We start from the raw sequence: 18,095 nt of genomic DNA on the forward strand, positions 1-18,095 counted from the left end.
TAGATTATGACTGATTCATCTGGATGCACCCGTTTGTGCGTGGTTACCGGAGGTACTGCGCATGAATGAGATTGTCGTTACGGCGCTCAAGAAGCCATATACGTTTGTGGTTCTTTCCATTCTCATTCTGGTGTTTGGCATCAGGGGAGTGTTCACGACACCCACAGACGTTTTCCCCAGCATCAAAATTCCGGTTGTGGCGGTTGTCTGGACCTATACCGGCCTGATGCCGGAAGATATGTCGGGCCGTGTGGTCTATTATTACGAACGTGCTTTGACGGCGACAGTTAATAATATCGAACACATTGAAAGTCAGTCTTACTACGGGCGCGGGATTGTAAAAATCTTCTTCCAGCCCGGAACGGATACGGCAGTTGCACAGACGCAGATCACCTCCGTTTCGCAGACCGTGATCAAGCAGATGCCAACGGGTTCCACCCCCCCGTTGGTTCTGACCTACAATGCGTCCTCAGTGCCGGTTATCACGTTGCAGGTGTCGTCTACGTCCATGACGGCATCCCAGATTTATGACATGTCCTCCAACCTGATCCGCCCGGCGCTGGTATCGGTTGCGGGGGCGGCTATTCCTAATCCATATGGCGGTCAGCCCGGTAACGTGATGGTTGATCTCGATCCCATCAAGTTGCTGGCGCACAAGATGTCTCCGGTCGATGTGTCAAAGGCTTTGAACAGTCAGAACATTGTGCTGCCAGCAGGTGACCAGCGGATCGGCACGTTTGACTGGATGGTGCAGACCAACGCTTCCCCCCGCACCCTTGATGAATTGAACATGCTGCCCATCAAACAGGTGGGCGGGGCGGTGGTGCGCCTGCAAGACGTTGCGTGGGTACATCAGGGTGGGCCACCGCAGACAAACCTTGTGTTGGTCAAAGGCCAGCAGGGCGTGCTGATTGTCGTGATGAAAAGCGGCGATGCCTCTACGTTGGATGTTGTGGCAGGCGTGAAAAAGCTGCTGCCCGGCATTACCCAGACCCTGCCGCCGGGGGTTAGCATCAAGGTGTTGAATGATGCCTCCACCTTCGTGAAGGAATCAGTGGAGGACGTGCTGCGTGAAATGTTCACCGCAGCCTGTCTGACCGGCCTTGTGGTGCTGCTGTTCCTTGGTTCATGGCGGTCAACGGTTATTATCGCCACATCCATCCCGCTGGCTATGCTGTGCTCCATTATCGGGCTTGGCTGGGTTGGTCAGACCATTAACGTCATGACGCTTGGTGGTCTTGCGCTGGCCGTTGGTATTCTGGTGGATGACGCCACGGTGATGATCGAAAATATCGATGCTCACCTTGAGATGGATAAGGATCTGGAAACCGCGATTATTGATGCGGCCAACCAGATTGTTATCCCGACTTTTGTCTCCACGCTCTGCATTTGTATTGTGTGGATGCCGCTGTTCCAGTTGACCGGGGTTGCAGGCTGGCTGTTCATGCCCATGGCGGAAGCCATTATTTTCGCCATGCTTGCCTCCTTCATTCTGTCCCGGACACTGGTGCCGACCATGGCGAAATACATGCTGGCCGCACAGGTTGCGGCGCATGCCCATGGGCCACAACAGCCGAAGACCATTTTTGGCCGGTTCCAGAAAGGGTTTGAGCGCCGGTTTGAGCAGTTCCGGCATGGATATCAGGATCTGCTGAAGCATCTTGTGTCCATCCGCACCACATTTGTGCCGGTGTTTGTGCTGTGCTCCATCGGGTCGCTGGGACTGCTGTTCTTCGTCGGGCAGGATTTTTTCCCAGAAATCAACTCCGACACCATGGCCATTCATATGCGGGCACCGCTGGGCACCAAGCTGTCTGAATCGGGCAAAATTTCGCAGTTGGTGAACGATGAAATTGAACGCACGCTGCCGGGGCAGGTTGAAAGCATTGTTGACAACTGTGGCTTGCCGTTCAGTCCGCTCAATCAGGCTTTTATCCCGACCCCAACCGTTGGCACGCAGGATTGCGATCTGACAGTCTCGCTGAAAGATCCGAACTCACCCGTGGCGGATTACCGCAAGAAGCTGCGGCGTAACCTGAAAGAAAAGTTTCCCGGCACCCAGATCTCCTTCCTGCCGGGTGACCTGACCGCTAAGATTCTGAACTTCGGCCTGCCGTCTCCTATCGATGTGCAGGTGGTTGGGCGTAATCTGGCGGACAACTTCCGCTTTGCAAACCGGCTGGCCGAACGGTTGCGGCATGTTACAGGCCTGACCGATATTTCCGTGCAGCAGCCCATGACCACGCCAACGCTGCGCGTTAATGCGCGCAGAACCTACGCGCTGGGAACAGGGATTACGGAATCAGACGTCGCTAATAACGCATTGGTGTCTCTGTCTGGTAGTTCTCAGGTCGGGCAGGTTTACTGGCTGGATACAAAAACGGGTGTGTCGCATCTGATTGATATCCAGACACCAGCAACCTTCCTGCAAACGCTTAACGATCTGGAAATTACCCCCATTGATAAAGGGGATGGGAACCCATCCGGTCAGAACCCACAGATTCTGGGTGGTCTGAGCCATATTGAGCAGACTGGTACCCCCGGCGAGGTCGCGCACTATAACATCATGCCGGTGTTTGATATTTACGCATCGAACGAAGGCATTGACCTTGGTACGGTCTCCCGTGAAGTCAGCCGCATTGTGGATGAGTTGCGGGCCGATCTGCCCCGCGGCTCAACCATGGATGTGCGTGGGCAGGCTGTGACCATGAACAGTGCCTACGTGCAGTTGCTCGGTGGTCTCGCGATGTCCGTGCTGCTGGTTTACCTGCTGATTGTTGTTAATTTTCAGTCCTGGCTTGATCCGTTCATTATCATTACGGCTCTGCCCGGTGCATTGGCTGGTATTTCCTGGAGCCTGTTCCTGACGCACACAACATTGTCTGTGCCGGCGTTGACAGGGGCCATCATGTGCATGGGAACAGCAACGGCAAACGCCATCCTCGTGGTCTCCTTCGCGCGGGAGCGCTTGGAAGAGCATGGCGATGCCATACTGGCCGCCATTGAAGCCGGGTTTGAACGTATTCGCCCGGTGCTGATGACGGCCTCTGCCATGATTATCGGTATGTTGCCGATGTCCTTGAGTAATTCACAAAACGCACCGCTGGGTAAGGCCGTTATGGGCGGTCTGCTGGTGGCAACGGTGGCAACGCTGCTGTTCGTGCCCTGCGTGTTCGCAATGCTGCATAATCGGAAAAAGCCGGTTACGACTGAAGAGGGAGAAAGCGCATGAGCGCGCAGAACGAAGGCGGTCATGATCACACTGAGCGTCATGACAGCCAGAACGTGCCTTCCTCATCCCGTCGCAAGCTGGGGATTGCTGTTGTGGGTGGGGTTGCCGTTATCCTTGCGGTTGTGGGGATTGTGGAGCGTCATTCGCACTACATGAACCTGGCACAGGAAACCGCGAAGGATGCGATTCCTGCGGTTCAGGTCATTTACCCGCAACCGGGCCCGACCGAACGCAAGCTTTCGCTGCCTGCCAACATTGCCGCCTGGTATCAGGCCCCTATTTACGCGCAGGTCTCTGGCTACGTGAAAATGTGGTACAAAGACTTTGGGGCCGTCGTCAAAACGGGCGATGTTCTGGCTGAAATTGATACGCCGGGACTGGATGCGCAGTATGCCGCGGCCAAAGCCAATCTGAACGTGGCGCAGGCGCGTTATAAACTGGCACAGATTACCGCCAAACGCTGGAAGGCGCTGCAAGGCACACAGGCTGTGTCGCAGCAGGAGGTCGATGTTCAGGCTGCAAACGCCGAGGCGCAGAAAGCGCAGGTGGAAGCGGCCGAGCATGATGTTGAGCGGTTTGCTGCCCTTGAAGGCTTCAAGAAAATTGTCGCACCGTTTGATGGGGTGGTGACATCCCGTTTTGCAGACGTAGGCGACTATGTGAACGCAGGCCGCGGCGACGTTGATGCCCACGGCAATGCGACGGAACTGTTCAGCGTAGCTGACGTACACGCCATGCGTGTGTTCGTGGCCGTGCCGCAGGATTATGCGGATATCATTTCGCCCCGTCTGGAGGCTGATCTCAGCATCCCGCAATATCCGGACCGCACGTTCAAGGCCAAGTTTCTGGCTACTGCAACCGCATTCAATGCGTCCACGCGAACAGTGACAACGGAACTGACGCTCGACAATAAATCGGGTGAACTTTGGCCGAATTCGTATGCCACTGCGCATTTCCGGGCTCCGGGTGATCCGGATATGCTTATTCTGCCAGAAGGCGCGCTGGTTTTCCGTGCGGAGGGCACACAGGTCGCACTGGTGGATGACACCAACCATGTGCATCTGGTGAACGTGACGGTGGGGACCAATCTGGGCACAACACTCCAGATTTTGCGTGGTGTGAAGAAAACTGACCGGGTGATTAACAACCCATCCGCCGGGCTGCTGGACGGGCAGGAAGTTCGTATTGTGAAGGGTACACCGGGTTACAATGTCCCGCCCAAAAAGCCTGCATCCAAGCCAGAAGCACAGGACGACGCCAGCAAGAACGACACGCGCGCCATGCCGGAAGATGATCGCCCGGGCCCAGAGGCCGGAGGGCGTCAATGACCCGGAGCGTCTCCTCTCGCAAAATCAGGCAGGGTGGGTTTCTGCTGGGCTTGTCTCTGGCAACCATGCTGTCGGGGTGCGATATGGCACCCCGTTATAAACCAACGCCGCTAAAGCTGCCGGAAAGCTGGGGACAGACCGGCGTATTGCGTTCTGCAAACCCGAATGACGCCGCCATCCGTTCTGATTGGTGGACCATGCTGGGTGACCCGGAACTGAACAGGCTGGAAGATCAGGCCATGCGCCTGAACCCGGATTTGCAGGCGCAGGCTGAAGCCTTCATGCAGGCGCGTGACGTCGCCATGGAGGCGAAGTCACACCTCTATCCCCAACTGAATGGGGCTGCGTCAGGCAACAAATACAAAGGCTCGCAGCATCGGCTGTGGCGCGGTGCAGGCTCGCAGGGGCCGATGTATATGTCGTCCGAGCAATATTCGGCCACGGCCTCATGGGAGCCTGATTTCTGGTCTGCCATTCGCAATAAAGTGCGCATGACCAAGCAGCGCACGCAGGAAGCCGCAGCCGAATACGCCTTGGCTCGTCTTAGCCTTCAGGCTGAACTGGCAAGCGACTATGTGCTGTTGCGTGGTCTGGACGCGCAGGCGGCAGTGTATAAGGATTCAATCCGCTATTATCAGACAGCCGTGCAGGTAACCAAAATGCGGCTGGCGGGCGCTATTGCGCCCGGTATGGATGTCTCGCGCGCTGAAGCGCAGCTTTATACCACGCAGGCGCAGGAAACCGAGATTGAAACCCAGCGCGAGGTGATGGAGCATGCCATCGCCGTTCTGGTCAATCAGGCGCCGGCTTCCTTTCACATTGCGCCCACCACTCATCTGAACTTTGCTGACGCCCAGCCACCCGTGGCGCTGCCAACAACGCTGCTGGAGCGTAGGCCCGATATTGCGGCAGCAGAACGTCGTATGGCGCAGGCTAACCGAGCCATTGGTGTGTCGCGTGCTGCGTTTTATCCGCACGTTACGTTCAACGCCATGACGGGCTTCATGGATAACGGGTTTGATCTCGCATCGCTCTCAAACTCCATGTACCAGTTTGGGGTGCAGGCTCTGATGCCACTGTTTCAGGGCGGTTTGCGGCGTGCTGAGTTGCAGCGCAACTGGTCCCAGTATCGGCAGGAAGAAGATTTGTATCGTGGAACGGTGCTGGATGCGTTTCAGGAGGTCGAGGACAATCTGACCCGCACCACCCGGTTAAAAACAGAAGCCTCGCAGCAAAGCAGTGCAGTTGACGCAGCCTTGCGCACACAAAGCATGACCATGGCGTTGTATACCGGCGGCCTGACCAACTATCTGGATGTTGTTGTGGCGCAGGTTGCAGCCTTGCAGGCCCGTATTGCGCTGGTGCAGGTCCAGACACGCGCGGTCGATGCGCGTGTGCAGCTTGTGCGGGCGCTGGGCGGCGGTTGGTCGCGGGCTGAATTGCCCAAGCCTGACCAGATCATGCCGTTCCATCCGCTTCAGTATGGCAATCTGCGGCATGCCAAGCCTTTGGCGGGGATTGATACCGAGGCTGACCCTGCTGCATCTGACCTGACTGGCGCGACTGATGCCGCATCAAAAACAGGTCAGCCACTTGACAGACCGTCAGCGCACCGGTAAGCGCGCCTTTCCTATCGGAACGCGGGAGGCTTTTTCTGCGCCATAACCATGGCAAGGACGAGGTCGAAAGAACCGCGGTTCGGGTTCAACAAGAGGAGTCCCGGATATGGCCAAAAAAGTTGTTGGCTACATCAAGCTTCAGATTCCGGCTGGTAAAGCGAATCCTTCGCCGCCAGTTGGTCCCGCGCTCGGTCAGCGTGGTCTGAACATCATGCAGTTCTGTAAAGAATTTAACGCCAAGACCCAGGGTCTTGAGCCAGGTATGCCGATTCCGGTCGTCATCACCGCTTATGCAGACCGTACGTTCAGCTTCATCACCAAAACCCCGCCGAACACGTATTTCCTGCTGAAGGCTGCCAAGATTTCCAAGGGTAGCCCAACAGTTGGTAAAAGCGCCGCTGTGGGTAAGGTGAACATGGCTCAGTTGCGTGAAATCGCTGAGCAGAAGTTCAAAGACATGAACGCCAACGACATCGATGGTGCAGTTCGGATGCTGATCGGCTCCGCTCGTGCCATGGGTCTGACGGTGGAGGGCTGAGAGTATGGCCAACAATAAGCGTATTGCCGCTGCGCAGGCAAAAGTGACGCGTGGTCAGGCTTATGGGCTGGATGCTGCTATTGCTCTGGTAAAGAGCAACGCAACCGCCAAATTCGACGAAACGGTTGAAATCTGCCTCAACCTGGGTATCGACCCGCGTCATGCTGACCAGATGGTTCGTGGTTTCGTTTCCCTGCCAAACGGCACGGGTAAGACGCTGCGCGTTGGTGTGTTTGCACGTGGTGCCAAGGCTGAAGAAGCTCAGGCTGCTGGTGCAGACGTTGTCGGCGCTGAAGACCTGATGGAAAAAGTGCAGGCTGGCGAAATCAACTTCGACCGCTGCATTGCAACTCCGGACATGATGGCTCTGGTGGGTCGTCTTGGTAAGATCCTCGGTCCGCGTGGTCTGATGCCGAACCCGAAGCTGGGCACCGTGACCATGGACGTTAAGGGTGCTATCGAAGCAGCTAAGTCCGGTCAGGTTGAATACCGTGCAGAAAAAGCCGGTATCGTTCATGCTGGTATCGGTAAGGCATCTTTTGATGCTGCCAAGCTGGAAGAAAATGCACGCGCATTCATTGATGCAGTGCAGAAGGCTCGTCCATCTGGTGCGAAAGGCGTTTACCTGAAAAAGGCTGCGCTATCTTCCACCATGGGTCCGGGCGTTCAGCTGGACGTCTCAGCTTTCGCTGGCTGAGTAAGAAATGCTGTCACGCCGGGTCTGTTCTGGTGTGATACCATAGGAAGAATGATCTTTGGTTCGTTCTTCCGAACCTGTCCGAGACCACACGCGGTGTGACCGTAATTGACCTTTCTGGGTCAGCGGGTGGTAAGACGGGGATGCTGGTTGCGGGTTACAGTATTGTGGCGTGCTCCGGGTATTCCGTTTGCAGGACAGGCGAGCAGAGCATCGTGATTTCATGATGCTCTAAGGGCAACCCGTTCTAACTGGCTTTTGGCCGGAAAGAACAAGACGGAGACGGGATTTGAACCGTACGGAAAAGCGGGACTTTGTAGCTTCCCTTGCCGCCGTGTTTGCCGAAACGTCCATGGTTGTGGTTACCCGTAATGACGGGCTGACCGTGGCTGATGTGACGGATCTGCGCCGCAAAGTGCGTGCAGCGGGAGCGACCTATAAAGTCGCGAAAAACCGGCTGGCAACTCTCGCCCTGGATGGGACCCAGTTCGACGGCATTGCGCCAATGCTGAAGGGGCCGACCGCGCTTGCGTGGGCAGCGGACCCTGTGGCAGTGGCGAAGGTGATCGTCGAGTTCGCCAAAACCAATGACAAGCTAGTAGTTGTCGGTGGTTCTCTTGGTTCGCAGGTGCTTGACGCCAGCGGAATCAAGGCTCTTGCCGAACTGCCGTCTCTGGACGTGCTGCGCGCACAGCTCGTGGGGCTTATCTCCACACCGGCTACGCGTATCGCAGGTGTCGTTCAGGCACCGGCAGGCCAGCTTGCTCGGGTTTTTGGGGCCTATGCCAAAACGGGTGAGGCGGAAGCCGCCTAAACTCACGCTCTCACAAGAAAGCGTGATTCCATTCTGGTGCGGCCTTTCATCTGGGAGGTTGCACTTTGCAAACCAGTGTTTATATTAGGAAGTCTAATCATGGCTGATCTGAACAAGCTCGTTGACGAACTGTCTGCTCTGACCGTTCTCGAAGCTGCTGAACTCTCCAAGCTGCTGGAAGAAAAGTGGGGCGTTTCTGCTGCTGCTCCGGTTGCTGTCGCTGCTGGTCCAGCTGCTGCCGCTGCTGCTCCGGCTGAAGAAAAGACCGAATTCGACGTCATCCTGGCTAAGGCTGGTGACAAGAAAATCAACGTCATCAAAGAAATCCGTGGCATCACCGGTCTGGGCCTGAAAGAAGCCAAGGACCTGGTCGAAGGTGCACCGAAGACCGTTAAAGAAGGCGTTAACAAAGACGAAGCCGAAAAAATCAAGAAGCTTCTTGAAGACAACGGCGCAAGCGTCGAAATTAAATAAGTTACCCATCATCCTGCCTTTGGCAGGGTAGTGGAAAAGGTTTTCGGGTGGAGGTATGTTTGCCTCTGCCCGTTTGCCTGTTTCGGGTTCTGTTTCGAAGCAGGGTTAAAAGCCGGGTTTCCCGGTTGAGTTAAGACCGAAGATCAAGAGATCGGACCATCAGGCTTGCGGGATAACGGCAGGCCTGATGGTCCGAGACAAGGGCGGGGCAGGAGCGACGATGAACGCAATCACCAAATCGTTCACAGGACGGAAGCGGATTCGCAAGAGTTTCGGGCGGATTCCCGAAATCGCTCCGATGCCGAACCTGATTGATGTGCAGCGCGCGTCTTACGAGACGTTTCTTCAGGCGAATGTTGCGCCTGATGCGCGCACGCCAACGGGTTTGCAGGAGGTTTTCCGGTCTGTATTCCCCATTAACGATTTTGCAGGTCGGGGACGGCTTGAGTTCGTTAGTTACGAATTCGAAGAGCCGAAATATGATGTTGAAGAATGCATTCAGCGTGGCCTGACGTTCTCTGCGCCGCTGAAGGTTATTCTGCGTCTCATCGTGTGGGATGTTGACGAAGATACGGGCTCGCGCTCGATCCGTGATATTAAAGAGCAGCCGGTTTACATGGGCGACATGCCCCTGATGACGGATAACGGTACCTTTATCATCAATGGTACAGAGCGCGTTATCGTCAGCCAGATGCACCGTTCACCGGGTGTCTTCTTTGATCACGATAAGGGTAAAACCCATTCATCCGGCAAATATCTCTTTGCTGCGCGTGTTATTCCGTATCGTGGATCATGGCTCGATTTTGAATTTGACGCCAAAGATCTGATTTACGTCCGTATCGACCGTAAGCGTAAACTGCCAGTCACCACTCTGCTGTATGCGCTTGAAGGTGCTGCTTCTGAAGCTGCCCGCAAAGCGAAAGCAGCCGAAGGTGGTGATGTCGATGCGCTCGACATCAAAGGCATGGATGATAATGAAATCCTCGCCTACTTCTATGGCACGGTTAAGTTCGTCAAAACCCAGAAAGGGTGGGCGCGTCCGTTCGATGCGGACTCTTTCCGTGGTCTGAAGCTGCTGGCTCCGCTGGTTGATGCTGAAACAGGCGAAGTGGTTGCTGAGGCAGAAGCCAAGCTGACCGCCCGCGCTGTGCGTAAGATCGCAGAAAAAACCCGTGAAGTGCTGGTTGGTGATATCGACCTGCTGGGCCGTTTCATTGCGCATGATATCGTTAATTATGATACCGGCGAAATCTACGGCGAAGCAGGTGAAGAAATCACCGAAGCACGCCTGACGGCTCTGGAAGAAGCTGGGGTTACCGAGCTGCCGCTGCTGGCTATCGACGGTGCAAATGGTCCGTGGATCCGCAATACGCTGACGGTTGATAAAAACAGCTCTCGTGATGAAGCGCTGATCGATATCTATCGTGTCATGCGTCCGGGTGAACCGCCGACGGCTGAAACAGCAGACGCCATGTTCCATGGTCTGTTCTTTGACGCAGATCGCTACGACCTGTCTTCTGTTGGTCGTGTGAAGATGAACATGCGTCTGGATCTTGATGCTCCCGACACCATGCGTGTTCTGCGTAAAGAAGACATTCTGCGCACTATCAAAGTGATGTGTGAACTGAAAGATGGTCGCGGCCAGATCGACGATATCGATAACCTTGGTAACCGTCGTGTTCGCTCTGTGGGCGAATTGATGGAAAACCAGTATCGCGTTGGTCTGCTACGTATGGAGCGCGCCATCCGCGAACGTATGGGGTCTGTTGATATTGATACGGTCATGCCGCATGACCTGATCAACGCAAAACCTGCCGCTGCTGCTGTGCGTGAATTTTTTGGTTCTTCGCAGCTGAGCCAGTTCATGGATCAGACCAATCCGCTGTCTGAAGTCACGCATAAGCGTCGTCTTTCAGCGCTTGGTCCGGGCGGTTTGACCCGTGAGCGCGCGGGCTTTGAAGTCCGAGACGTTCACCCGACCCATTATGGTCGTATCTGCCCGATTGAAACGCCTGAAGGCCCGAACATCGGTCTGATCAACTCTCTGGCCACCTATGCCAAGGTGAACAAATACGGCTTCATTGAAACGCCGTACCGTCTGGTGAAAGATGGCGTTCTTCAGGATGGCTGGAAGTATCTTTCCGCCATGGAAGAAGAAAAGCTGATCGTTGCTCAGGCTGACGCGAAGCAAAGTTCTGATGGTGCACTGACCGACGATCTGGTTTCTGTCCGTCGTGGGGGTGACTTCCGTCTTGTGCCGCCGACTGAAGTGACGGCTTGTGACGTGTCACCAAAGCAGCTTGTGTCTGTTGCTGCGGCGCTCATTCCGTTCCTTGAAAACGATGACGCGAACCGTGCACTGATGGGTTCAAACATGCAGCGTCAGGCTGTGCCGCTGGTGCGCTCTGATGCGCCGCTGGTTGGCACGGGCATGGAAGCTGCTGTTGCTCATGACTCCGGTGCAACCATCGTTGCCAAACGTGACGGTATTGTTGACCAGATTGATGGTGCCCGTATCGTTGTTCGTGCAACGGATGCCAATGGGTCCACGCAGGGCGTTGATATTTACCGTTTGCGTAAATATTCACGTTCCAACCAGTCAACCTGCATCAACCAGCGCCCGCTGGTGCATGTTGGTAATCAGGTGCGTGCTGGTGACATCATTGCGGATGGTCCATCAACGGAGCTGGGTGAACTGGCGCTGGGTCGTAACGTGCTGGTCGCGTTCATGCCCTGGAACGGTTACAACTTCGAAGATTCTATCCTGATCTCCGAACGTATTGCGAAAGATGACGTCTTCACCTCGATCCATATCGAGGAATTTGAAGTCATGGCCCGTGATACCAAGTTGGGTCAGGAAGAAATTACGCGTGATATTCCCAATGTTGGGGAAGAAGCACTGCGTAATCTGGACGAAGCAGGCATTGTATATGTCGGCGCTGAAGTGAATCCGGGCGATATTCTTATCGGTAAGGTGACACCAAAAGGCGAAAGCCCGATGACGCCGGAAGAAAAACTTCTGCGTGCCATCTTTGGTGAAAAAGCATCTGACGTGCGTGATACGTCTCTGCGTCTGCCCCCTGGCACGACCGGAACAATTGTTGACGTGCGTGTGTTCTCTCGTCGTGGTGTTGATAAAGACGAACGAGCAATGGCCATTGAACGGGCCGAAATTGAACGTCTGTCCAAAGACCGTGATGACGAACGCGGTATTCAGGAACGTTCTTTCTACAGCCGTCTGCGTGAAAAACTGCTGGGTCAGGTTGCTGGTGCTGGGTTTAAGGGTATCCGCTCCGGTACGGAAATCACAGACGAAGTGCTGGACGAGCATCCTCGCGGTGCTTGGCGGAACATTGTTGTCGCGTCTGACGCAGTCATGGCTGAGCTTGAAACGCTGCGTCGCGAATTTGATGCCTCCGTGCAGAAAATTCAGGCCCGTTTCGACAGCAAGGTTGAAAAGCTTCAGCGTGGTGATGAACTGCCACCTGGCGTGATGAAAATGGTCAAGGTGTTTGTGGCCGTGAAGCGTAAGCTTCAGCCGGGTGACAAAATGGCTGGTCGTCACGGGAACAAGGGTGTTGTCTCCCGCGTGGTTCCTGTTGAAGACATGCCTTTCCTTGAAGATGGCACGTCAGTTGACATCGTGCTGAACCCGCTTGGTGTCCCGTCACGTATGAACGTGGGGCAGATTCTTGAAACGCATCTTGGCTGGGCCTGTGCAAATCTGGGTCGTGGCATCGGTGATCTGGTAGATGACTACCAGCGCAACGGTGAGAAGCGTCAGGAACTGCTTGATCGTCTGAAAGACGTTTACGGCGACAAGATCTACGAAGACGATATTGCCAACATGAGCAATGACGAACTGGTAGAACTTGCCAATAACCTGCGCAAAGGCGTGCCTATTGCCACGCCAGTGTTCGATGGGGCTTCCATTCCGGATATCGAAGCTATGCTTGAAAAGGCTGGCGTGGATAAATCTGGTCAGTCTCAGTTGATCGATGGTCGGACGGGCGAACCGTTTGAACGTAAGACCACGGTTGGTTACATCTATATGCTCAAACTGCATCACCTTGTTGATGACAAGATCCATGCACGTTCCATTGGGCCATACTCGCTTGTTACGCAGCAGCCGCTGGGTGGTAAGGCGCAGTTTGGTGGCCAGCGTTTCGGTGAAATGGAAGTCTGGGCGCTTGAAGCTTATGGTGCTGCCTATACGCTGCAGGAAATGCTGACGGTGAAATCGGATGACGTGTCCGGTCGAACCAAGGTTTATGAAGCCATTGTGCGTGAGCAGGATGATTTCGAAGCCGGTATTCCGGAAAGCTTTAACGTTCTGATCAAGGAACTGAAGTCTCTTGGTCTGAATGTTGAGCTGGAGCAGGGGGCCGAATAAAGGTGAGCACCCGCACCATTTTCCGTTCTAATTTTGAAGGGGCAGCCGAAATGACGATTTCGGCGCCCCACTTCCCGCTGGGGGCTTCGGCACATGAATGAACTCATGAAAATTCTTGGCCAGACCGGCCAGGCGATGACCTTCGATCAGATCAAGATCCAGTTGGCGTCGCCAGAGCAGATCCGGTCATGGTCGTTCGGTGAAATCAAGAAGCCCGAGACAATCAACTACCGGACATTCAAGCCGGAGCGTGACGGTCTGTTCTGCGCCCGTATCTTTGGCCCGATCAAAGACTACGAATGCCTTTGCGGTAAATACAAGCGGATGAAATTCCGCGGTATTGTCTGTGAAAAGTGCGGCGTGGAAGTAACCTTGGCCAAAGTGCGTCGTGAACGTATGGGCCATATTCAGCTTGCTAGCCCGGTTGCGCACATCTGGTTCCTGAAGTCGCTGCCAAGCCGTATCGGCCTGATGGTCGATATGACGCTGAAAGATCTGGAAAAAGTTCTCTATTTTGAGAACTATCTGGTTCTTGAACCCGGTACGTCGCCGCTGAAGCAGTATTCTCTCCTGACCGAGGAACAGTACCTCGATGCCATGGACGAATACAGCGAAGAAGGCGTTGAAGTCGGCATCGGCGCTGAAGCCATCAAAAAGGTTCTTGAACGCATTGACTGTGATGCCGAAAAGGTAGAGCTGCGTCAGGAACTGAAAGAAACCACCTCTGAAGCCAAGCGTAAAAAGCTGGTCAAGCGGCTTAAGCTTATTGAAGCTTTTGCTGAGAGTGGTTCTCGTCCGGAATGGATGATTCTGGATCTGGTGCCGGTTATCCCGCCAGAACTGCGTCCGCTGGTTCCGCTTGATGGTGGCCGTTTTGCAACGTCTGACCTGAACGATCTTTATCGTCGTGTTATCAACCGTAACAACCGTCTCAAGCGCCTGATGGAACTGCGTGCGCCCGATATCATCGTGCGTAACGAAAAGCGTATGCTTCAGGAAGCGGTTGACGCGCTGTTTGATAACGGTCGTCGCGGTCGTGCCATTACAGGTGCGAACAAGCGTCCACTGAAGTCGCTGTCTGACATGCTGAAAGGCAAGCAGGGCCGTTTCCGTCAGAACCTTCTGGGTAAGCGCGTTGACTACTCTGGCCGTTCGGTCATCGTGGTTGGGCCGGAACTCAAGCTGCATCAGTGTGGCTTGCCGAAGAAGATGGCTCTGGAACTGTTCAAGCCGTTCATTTATTCCAAGCTGGAAAAATACGGTCACGCTACAACCATCAAAGCTGCAAAGCGTATGGTGGAAAAAGAGCGTCCAGAAGTCTGGGATATCTTGGAAGAAGTGATCCGCGAGCATCCGGTGATGCTAAACCGCGCGCCAACACTTCACCGTCTTGGTATTCAGGCCTTCGAACCGGTGCTGGTTGAAGGAAAAGCTATTCAGCTTCATCCGCTCGTTTGTACCGCGTTTAATGCGGACTTTGATGGTGACCAGATGGCTGTGCACGTGCCTCTGAGCCTTGAAGCTCAGCTCGAAGCACGCGTGCTGATGATGTCCACCAACAACATTCTGAGCCCGGCAAACGGTAAGCCGATTATTGTGCCGTCTCAGGATATTGTTCTCGGGCTTTATTACCTCAGCCTTGAACTGCCAGAATTTGCCGCGACGCCTGATCGTAGCGAATATGACGAAACAACAGGTCTGCTGGTTAAAGAAGGTGCTCCTTCCTTCTCCTCCATCGGGGAAGTTGAATACGCTCTAAATGCCGGTGCGCTTAAACTGCATGACAAAATCCGTGCACGCCTTGAAAGCGTGAAAAAGGATGGTCAGAAAGTTTACGAAACCATCGTCACTACTCCAGGTCGTGTTCTGATCGCGCAGATCCTGCCGAAGAGCGATGCTATTCCGTTCTCTCTCATCAACAAGCAGCTGACCAAAAAAGCTGTTTCTGACGTGATTGATACGGTTTACCGTCACTGTGGTCAGAAAGAAGCGGTTATCTTCTGTGACCGCTTGATGGCTCTTGGTTTCCGTCACGCAGCTAAAGCCGGTATTTCCTTCGGTAAGGATGACATGATCATCCCGGCTGAAAAGAAAGTGCTGGTTGATCGTACGGCTGCTGAAGTGAAAGAGTTTGAACAGCAGTATCAGGATGGTCTGATTACGGCTGGCGAACGCTACAACAAGGTGGTTGACGCTTGGTCACGCTGCACGGACGAAGTCCAGGCCGCTATGACCAAGGAAATTTCTCGTCAGGAAATTGGTAAGCCGATCAATTCTGTCTGGATGATGAGCCACTCCGGTGCTCGTGGGTCACCGGCACAGATGAAGCAGCTTGCCGGTATGCGTGGTCTTATGGCCAAGCCGTCTGGTGAAATTATCGAACAGCCGATTATCGCCAACTTTAAAGAAGGTCTGTCGGTTCTCGATTACTTTACGTCTACCCATGGTGCACGTAAGGGGCTGGCCGATACTGCTCTGAAGACTGCTAACTCTGGTTATCTGACCCGTCGTCTGGTTGACGTGGCGCAGGATAGCATCATCATCGAGGAAGATTGCGGTACGGAACGCGGTCTGACGGTGCGTGCAGTTCTGGATGCCGGTGAAGTTGTTGCGTCTCTGTCTGAACGTATTCTGGGACGTACCGCTGCGGCTGACATTATTGACCCTGCTTCAGGGGAAGTGCTGCTGCCACGCAATAAGCTGATTGAAGAAGCTGATGCAGAGCGCATTGAAAATGCGGGCATCGAATCGGTCTTCATTCGCTCAGTGCTGACATGCGATAGCCGTGTTGGTGTTTGTGGCCACTGTTACGGCCGTGACCTTGCACGCGGCACGCCGGTCAACATTGGTGAAGCTGTTGGCGTTATTGCTGCACAGTCAATCGGTGAACCGGGCACGCAGCTGACAATGCGTACCTTCCATATTGGTGGTGCAGCGCAGCGTGGTGCTGAGCAGTCCATGATTGAAGCCCTGCGAGACGGTAAAGTGGTTATCCGTAATCGCAACGTTGTGCAGAACTCTCAGAACGTGCCGATTGTCATGGCCCGTAACTGTGAAATTCTACTTACCGACGATGCTGGTGTGGAAAAAGCACGCTACCGTGTGCCGTATGGTGCGCGTCTGCTCACGACCGAAGGCGCATCTGTTGTCCGTGGTCAGAAGCTGGCCGAGTGGGACCCATACACACTGCCTATCATTACCGAAAAAGCCGGTAAGATTGAGTATCTTGACCTGATTGATTCCATCACGCTTGTTGAGCGTATGGACGAAGTCACAGGCCTGACCTCAAAAGTGGTGGTGGACTACAAGCAGGCAGGTAAGGGCGTTGACCTACGGCCACGTCTCCAGCTTAAAGGTCCGAACGGCGAAGTTGTGAAACTGGATAACGGCAGCGATGCCCGTTACTTCCTGTCTCCTGAAACGCTGTTGTCCATTGAAAATGGTGCAGAGGTGCATGCTGGTGACGTGCTGGCACGTCTGCCGCGTGAAGGGTCCAAGACGCGTGATATTACGGGTGGTCTGCCACGTGTGGCAGAACTGTTCGAAGCACGTCGTCCGAAAGACCACGCCATCATTGCTGAAATGGAAGGCCGTGTTGAGTTCGGGAAAGATTACAAGTCCAAACGCCGCATTATCGTGAAAAACGATGAAACGGGTGAAGAGACTGAATATCTGATTCCGAAAGGCAAGCACGTTTCCGTTCAGGAAGGCGACTTTGTAGAAAAAGGCGATCCGCTGGTCGACGGTCCCCGCGTGCCACACGATATTCTGAAGGTCATGGGGGTAGAGGCTCTGTCCGATTACCTCGTTAATGAAATTCAGGATGTCTACCGTCTGCAGGGTGTGAAGATTAACGATAAGCATATTGAGGTTATCGTTCGCCAGATGCTTCAGAAAGTGGAAATTCTGGAGCCTGGTGACACGACTTACCTGATTGGCGAAACCGTTGATCGGATTGAGCTGGATATCGAAAACACGAAGTGCCTGAATGCGGGTGAGCGTCCTGCTCTCGCCATGCCGGTTCTGCAGGGTATTACCAAAGCTTCCTTGCAGACGCAGTCCTTCATCTCTGCTGCCTCCTTCCAGGAAACCACGCGTGTTCTGACGGAAGCAGCGACGGCCGGCAAGGTTGATACCCTGAACGGCCTGAAAGAGAACGTGATTGTCGGTCGCCTGATCCCTGCCGGAACAGGTAGCGTCATGAACCGTCTGCGTGCGATTGCAGCGTCTCAGGATCGTCAGCGTGTTGGCCGGTCTTCAGCTGCTGAATAAAATAGTCTTCTAGACTATTAATGAGAACGAAGGGGGACCGGGCTAACGCCTTGGTCCCTTTTCTTTTTTGGTCTTATTGGCTCTAACCTTAGAGAATCGCGCATCCATGCTTGACTTCATGCGGGTGCGGGGTTAGGTAGCAGCCCTCAGCTCCGCTCCATTGCAGGGGCAGGGGCAAATCTAATTCTCTGTTTAAGCATGCGGTAGGCTTCCGGCAGGAAGTAACGCCGGATGTAAAGATAGCCCCACACGGGTGTTGTTGCTCGGTGGGATTTTTAAATGACAGTCGGCAGCCGATAAAAAGGTTAGCCGGCCGAACTGTGTAAGGATCGGGAAAGGCGCATGCCGACCATCAACCAGCTCATTGCCAAGGGGCGCAAGCCTGCGGTTAAGCGCAACAAGGTGCCTGCACTGCAGGGCTGCCCCCAGAAACGTGGTGTTTGCACCCGTGTTTATACGACGACGCCCAAAAAGCCGAACTCCGCACTGCGTAAAGTTGCCAAGGTGCGTCTGACGAACGGTTATGAGGTGGTTAGCTATATTCCGGGTGAAGGCCATAACCTTCAGGAACATAGTGTCGTGCTAATCCGTGGCGGTCGCGTAAAGGATCTTCCGGGTGTGCGTTACCATATCCTTCGCGGTGTACTCGATACCCAGGGTATCGCTAAGCGTCGCCAGCGGCGTTCGCTTTATGGCGCTAAGCGTCCGAAGTAAGGGAAGGTTAAGGT

10 protein-coding genes are annotated in these 18,095 nt (G+C 54.4%); all 10 read left to right on the plus strand.

The genetic code is table 11. The features are described from left to right. Positions 1–61: 61 nt before the first annotated feature. Positions 62–3,232, plus strand: a complete 3,171-nt coding sequence (locus Abin_RS05805; RefSeq protein ID WP_048845392.1) for an efflux RND transporter permease subunit — start codon at positions 62–64, stop codon at positions 3,230–3,232. Next, on the plus strand, positions 3,229–4,560 hold the full coding sequence (locus tag Abin_RS05810; RefSeq protein ID WP_084593484.1) for an efflux RND transporter periplasmic adaptor subunit: 1,332 nt from the start codon (positions 3,229–3,231) through the stop codon (positions 4,558–4,560). The genes Abin_RS05805 and Abin_RS05810 overlap by 4 nt, the downstream gene beginning before the upstream one ends. Positions 4,561–4,625: 65 nt before the next feature. Continuing rightward, positions 4,626–6,179, plus strand: coding sequence for an efflux transporter outer membrane subunit (locus Abin_RS05815; protein WP_371862206.1), 1,554 nt, complete (start codon positions 4,626–4,628; stop codon positions 6,177–6,179). Between the two features lie 106 nt (positions 6,180–6,285). Continuing rightward, positions 6,286–6,717, plus strand: coding sequence for a 50S ribosomal protein L11 (gene rplK / locus Abin_RS05820; RefSeq protein WP_048845394.1), 432 nt, complete (start codon positions 6,286–6,288; stop codon positions 6,715–6,717). A gap of 4 nt (positions 6,718–6,721) precedes the next feature. Next, entirely contained in the window at positions 6,722–7,414 is a 693-nt protein-coding gene (gene rplA / locus Abin_RS05825; RefSeq protein ID WP_048845395.1) for a 50S ribosomal protein L1, read from the plus strand. 289 nt (positions 7,415–7,703) lie between these two features. Further along, positions 7,704–8,228 carry a 50S ribosomal protein L10 gene (gene rplJ / locus Abin_RS05830; RefSeq protein WP_048845396.1) on the plus strand — a complete coding sequence of 175 codons (525 nt, stop codon included), beginning with the start codon at positions 7,704–7,706 and terminating at the stop codon, positions 8,226–8,228. 99 nt (positions 8,229–8,327) lie between these two features. Further along, positions 8,328–8,702 carry a 50S ribosomal protein L7/L12 gene (gene rplL, locus Abin_RS05835; protein WP_048845397.1) on the plus strand — a complete coding sequence of 125 codons (375 nt, stop codon included), beginning with the start codon at positions 8,328–8,330 and terminating at the stop codon, positions 8,700–8,702. Positions 8,703–8,922: 220 nt separating this feature from the next. Next, positions 8,923–13,095, plus strand: coding sequence for a DNA-directed RNA polymerase subunit beta (rpoB, locus tag Abin_RS05840; protein ID WP_048845398.1), 4,173 nt, complete (start codon positions 8,923–8,925; stop codon positions 13,093–13,095). Between the two features lie 93 nt (positions 13,096–13,188). Further along, the gene (gene rpoC, locus Abin_RS05845) at positions 13,189–17,367 is read left to right on the plus strand and encodes a DNA-directed RNA polymerase subunit beta' (protein WP_048845399.1); all 4,179 of its coding nucleotides are present in this window, start codon (positions 13,189–13,191) and stop codon (positions 17,365–17,367) included. 342 nt (positions 17,368–17,709) lie between these two features. Next, on the plus strand, positions 17,710–18,081 hold the full coding sequence (gene rpsL / locus Abin_RS05850; protein WP_003622698.1) for a 30S ribosomal protein S12: 372 nt from the start codon (positions 17,710–17,712) through the stop codon (positions 18,079–18,081). Positions 18,082–18,095: the final 14 nt, after the last annotated feature.

This window comes from Acetobacter indonesiensis (genome assembly GCF_000963945.1).
In the GTDB taxonomy this organism is placed as follows: Bacteria; Pseudomonadota; Alphaproteobacteria; order Acetobacterales; family Acetobacteraceae; genus Acetobacter; species Acetobacter indonesiensis.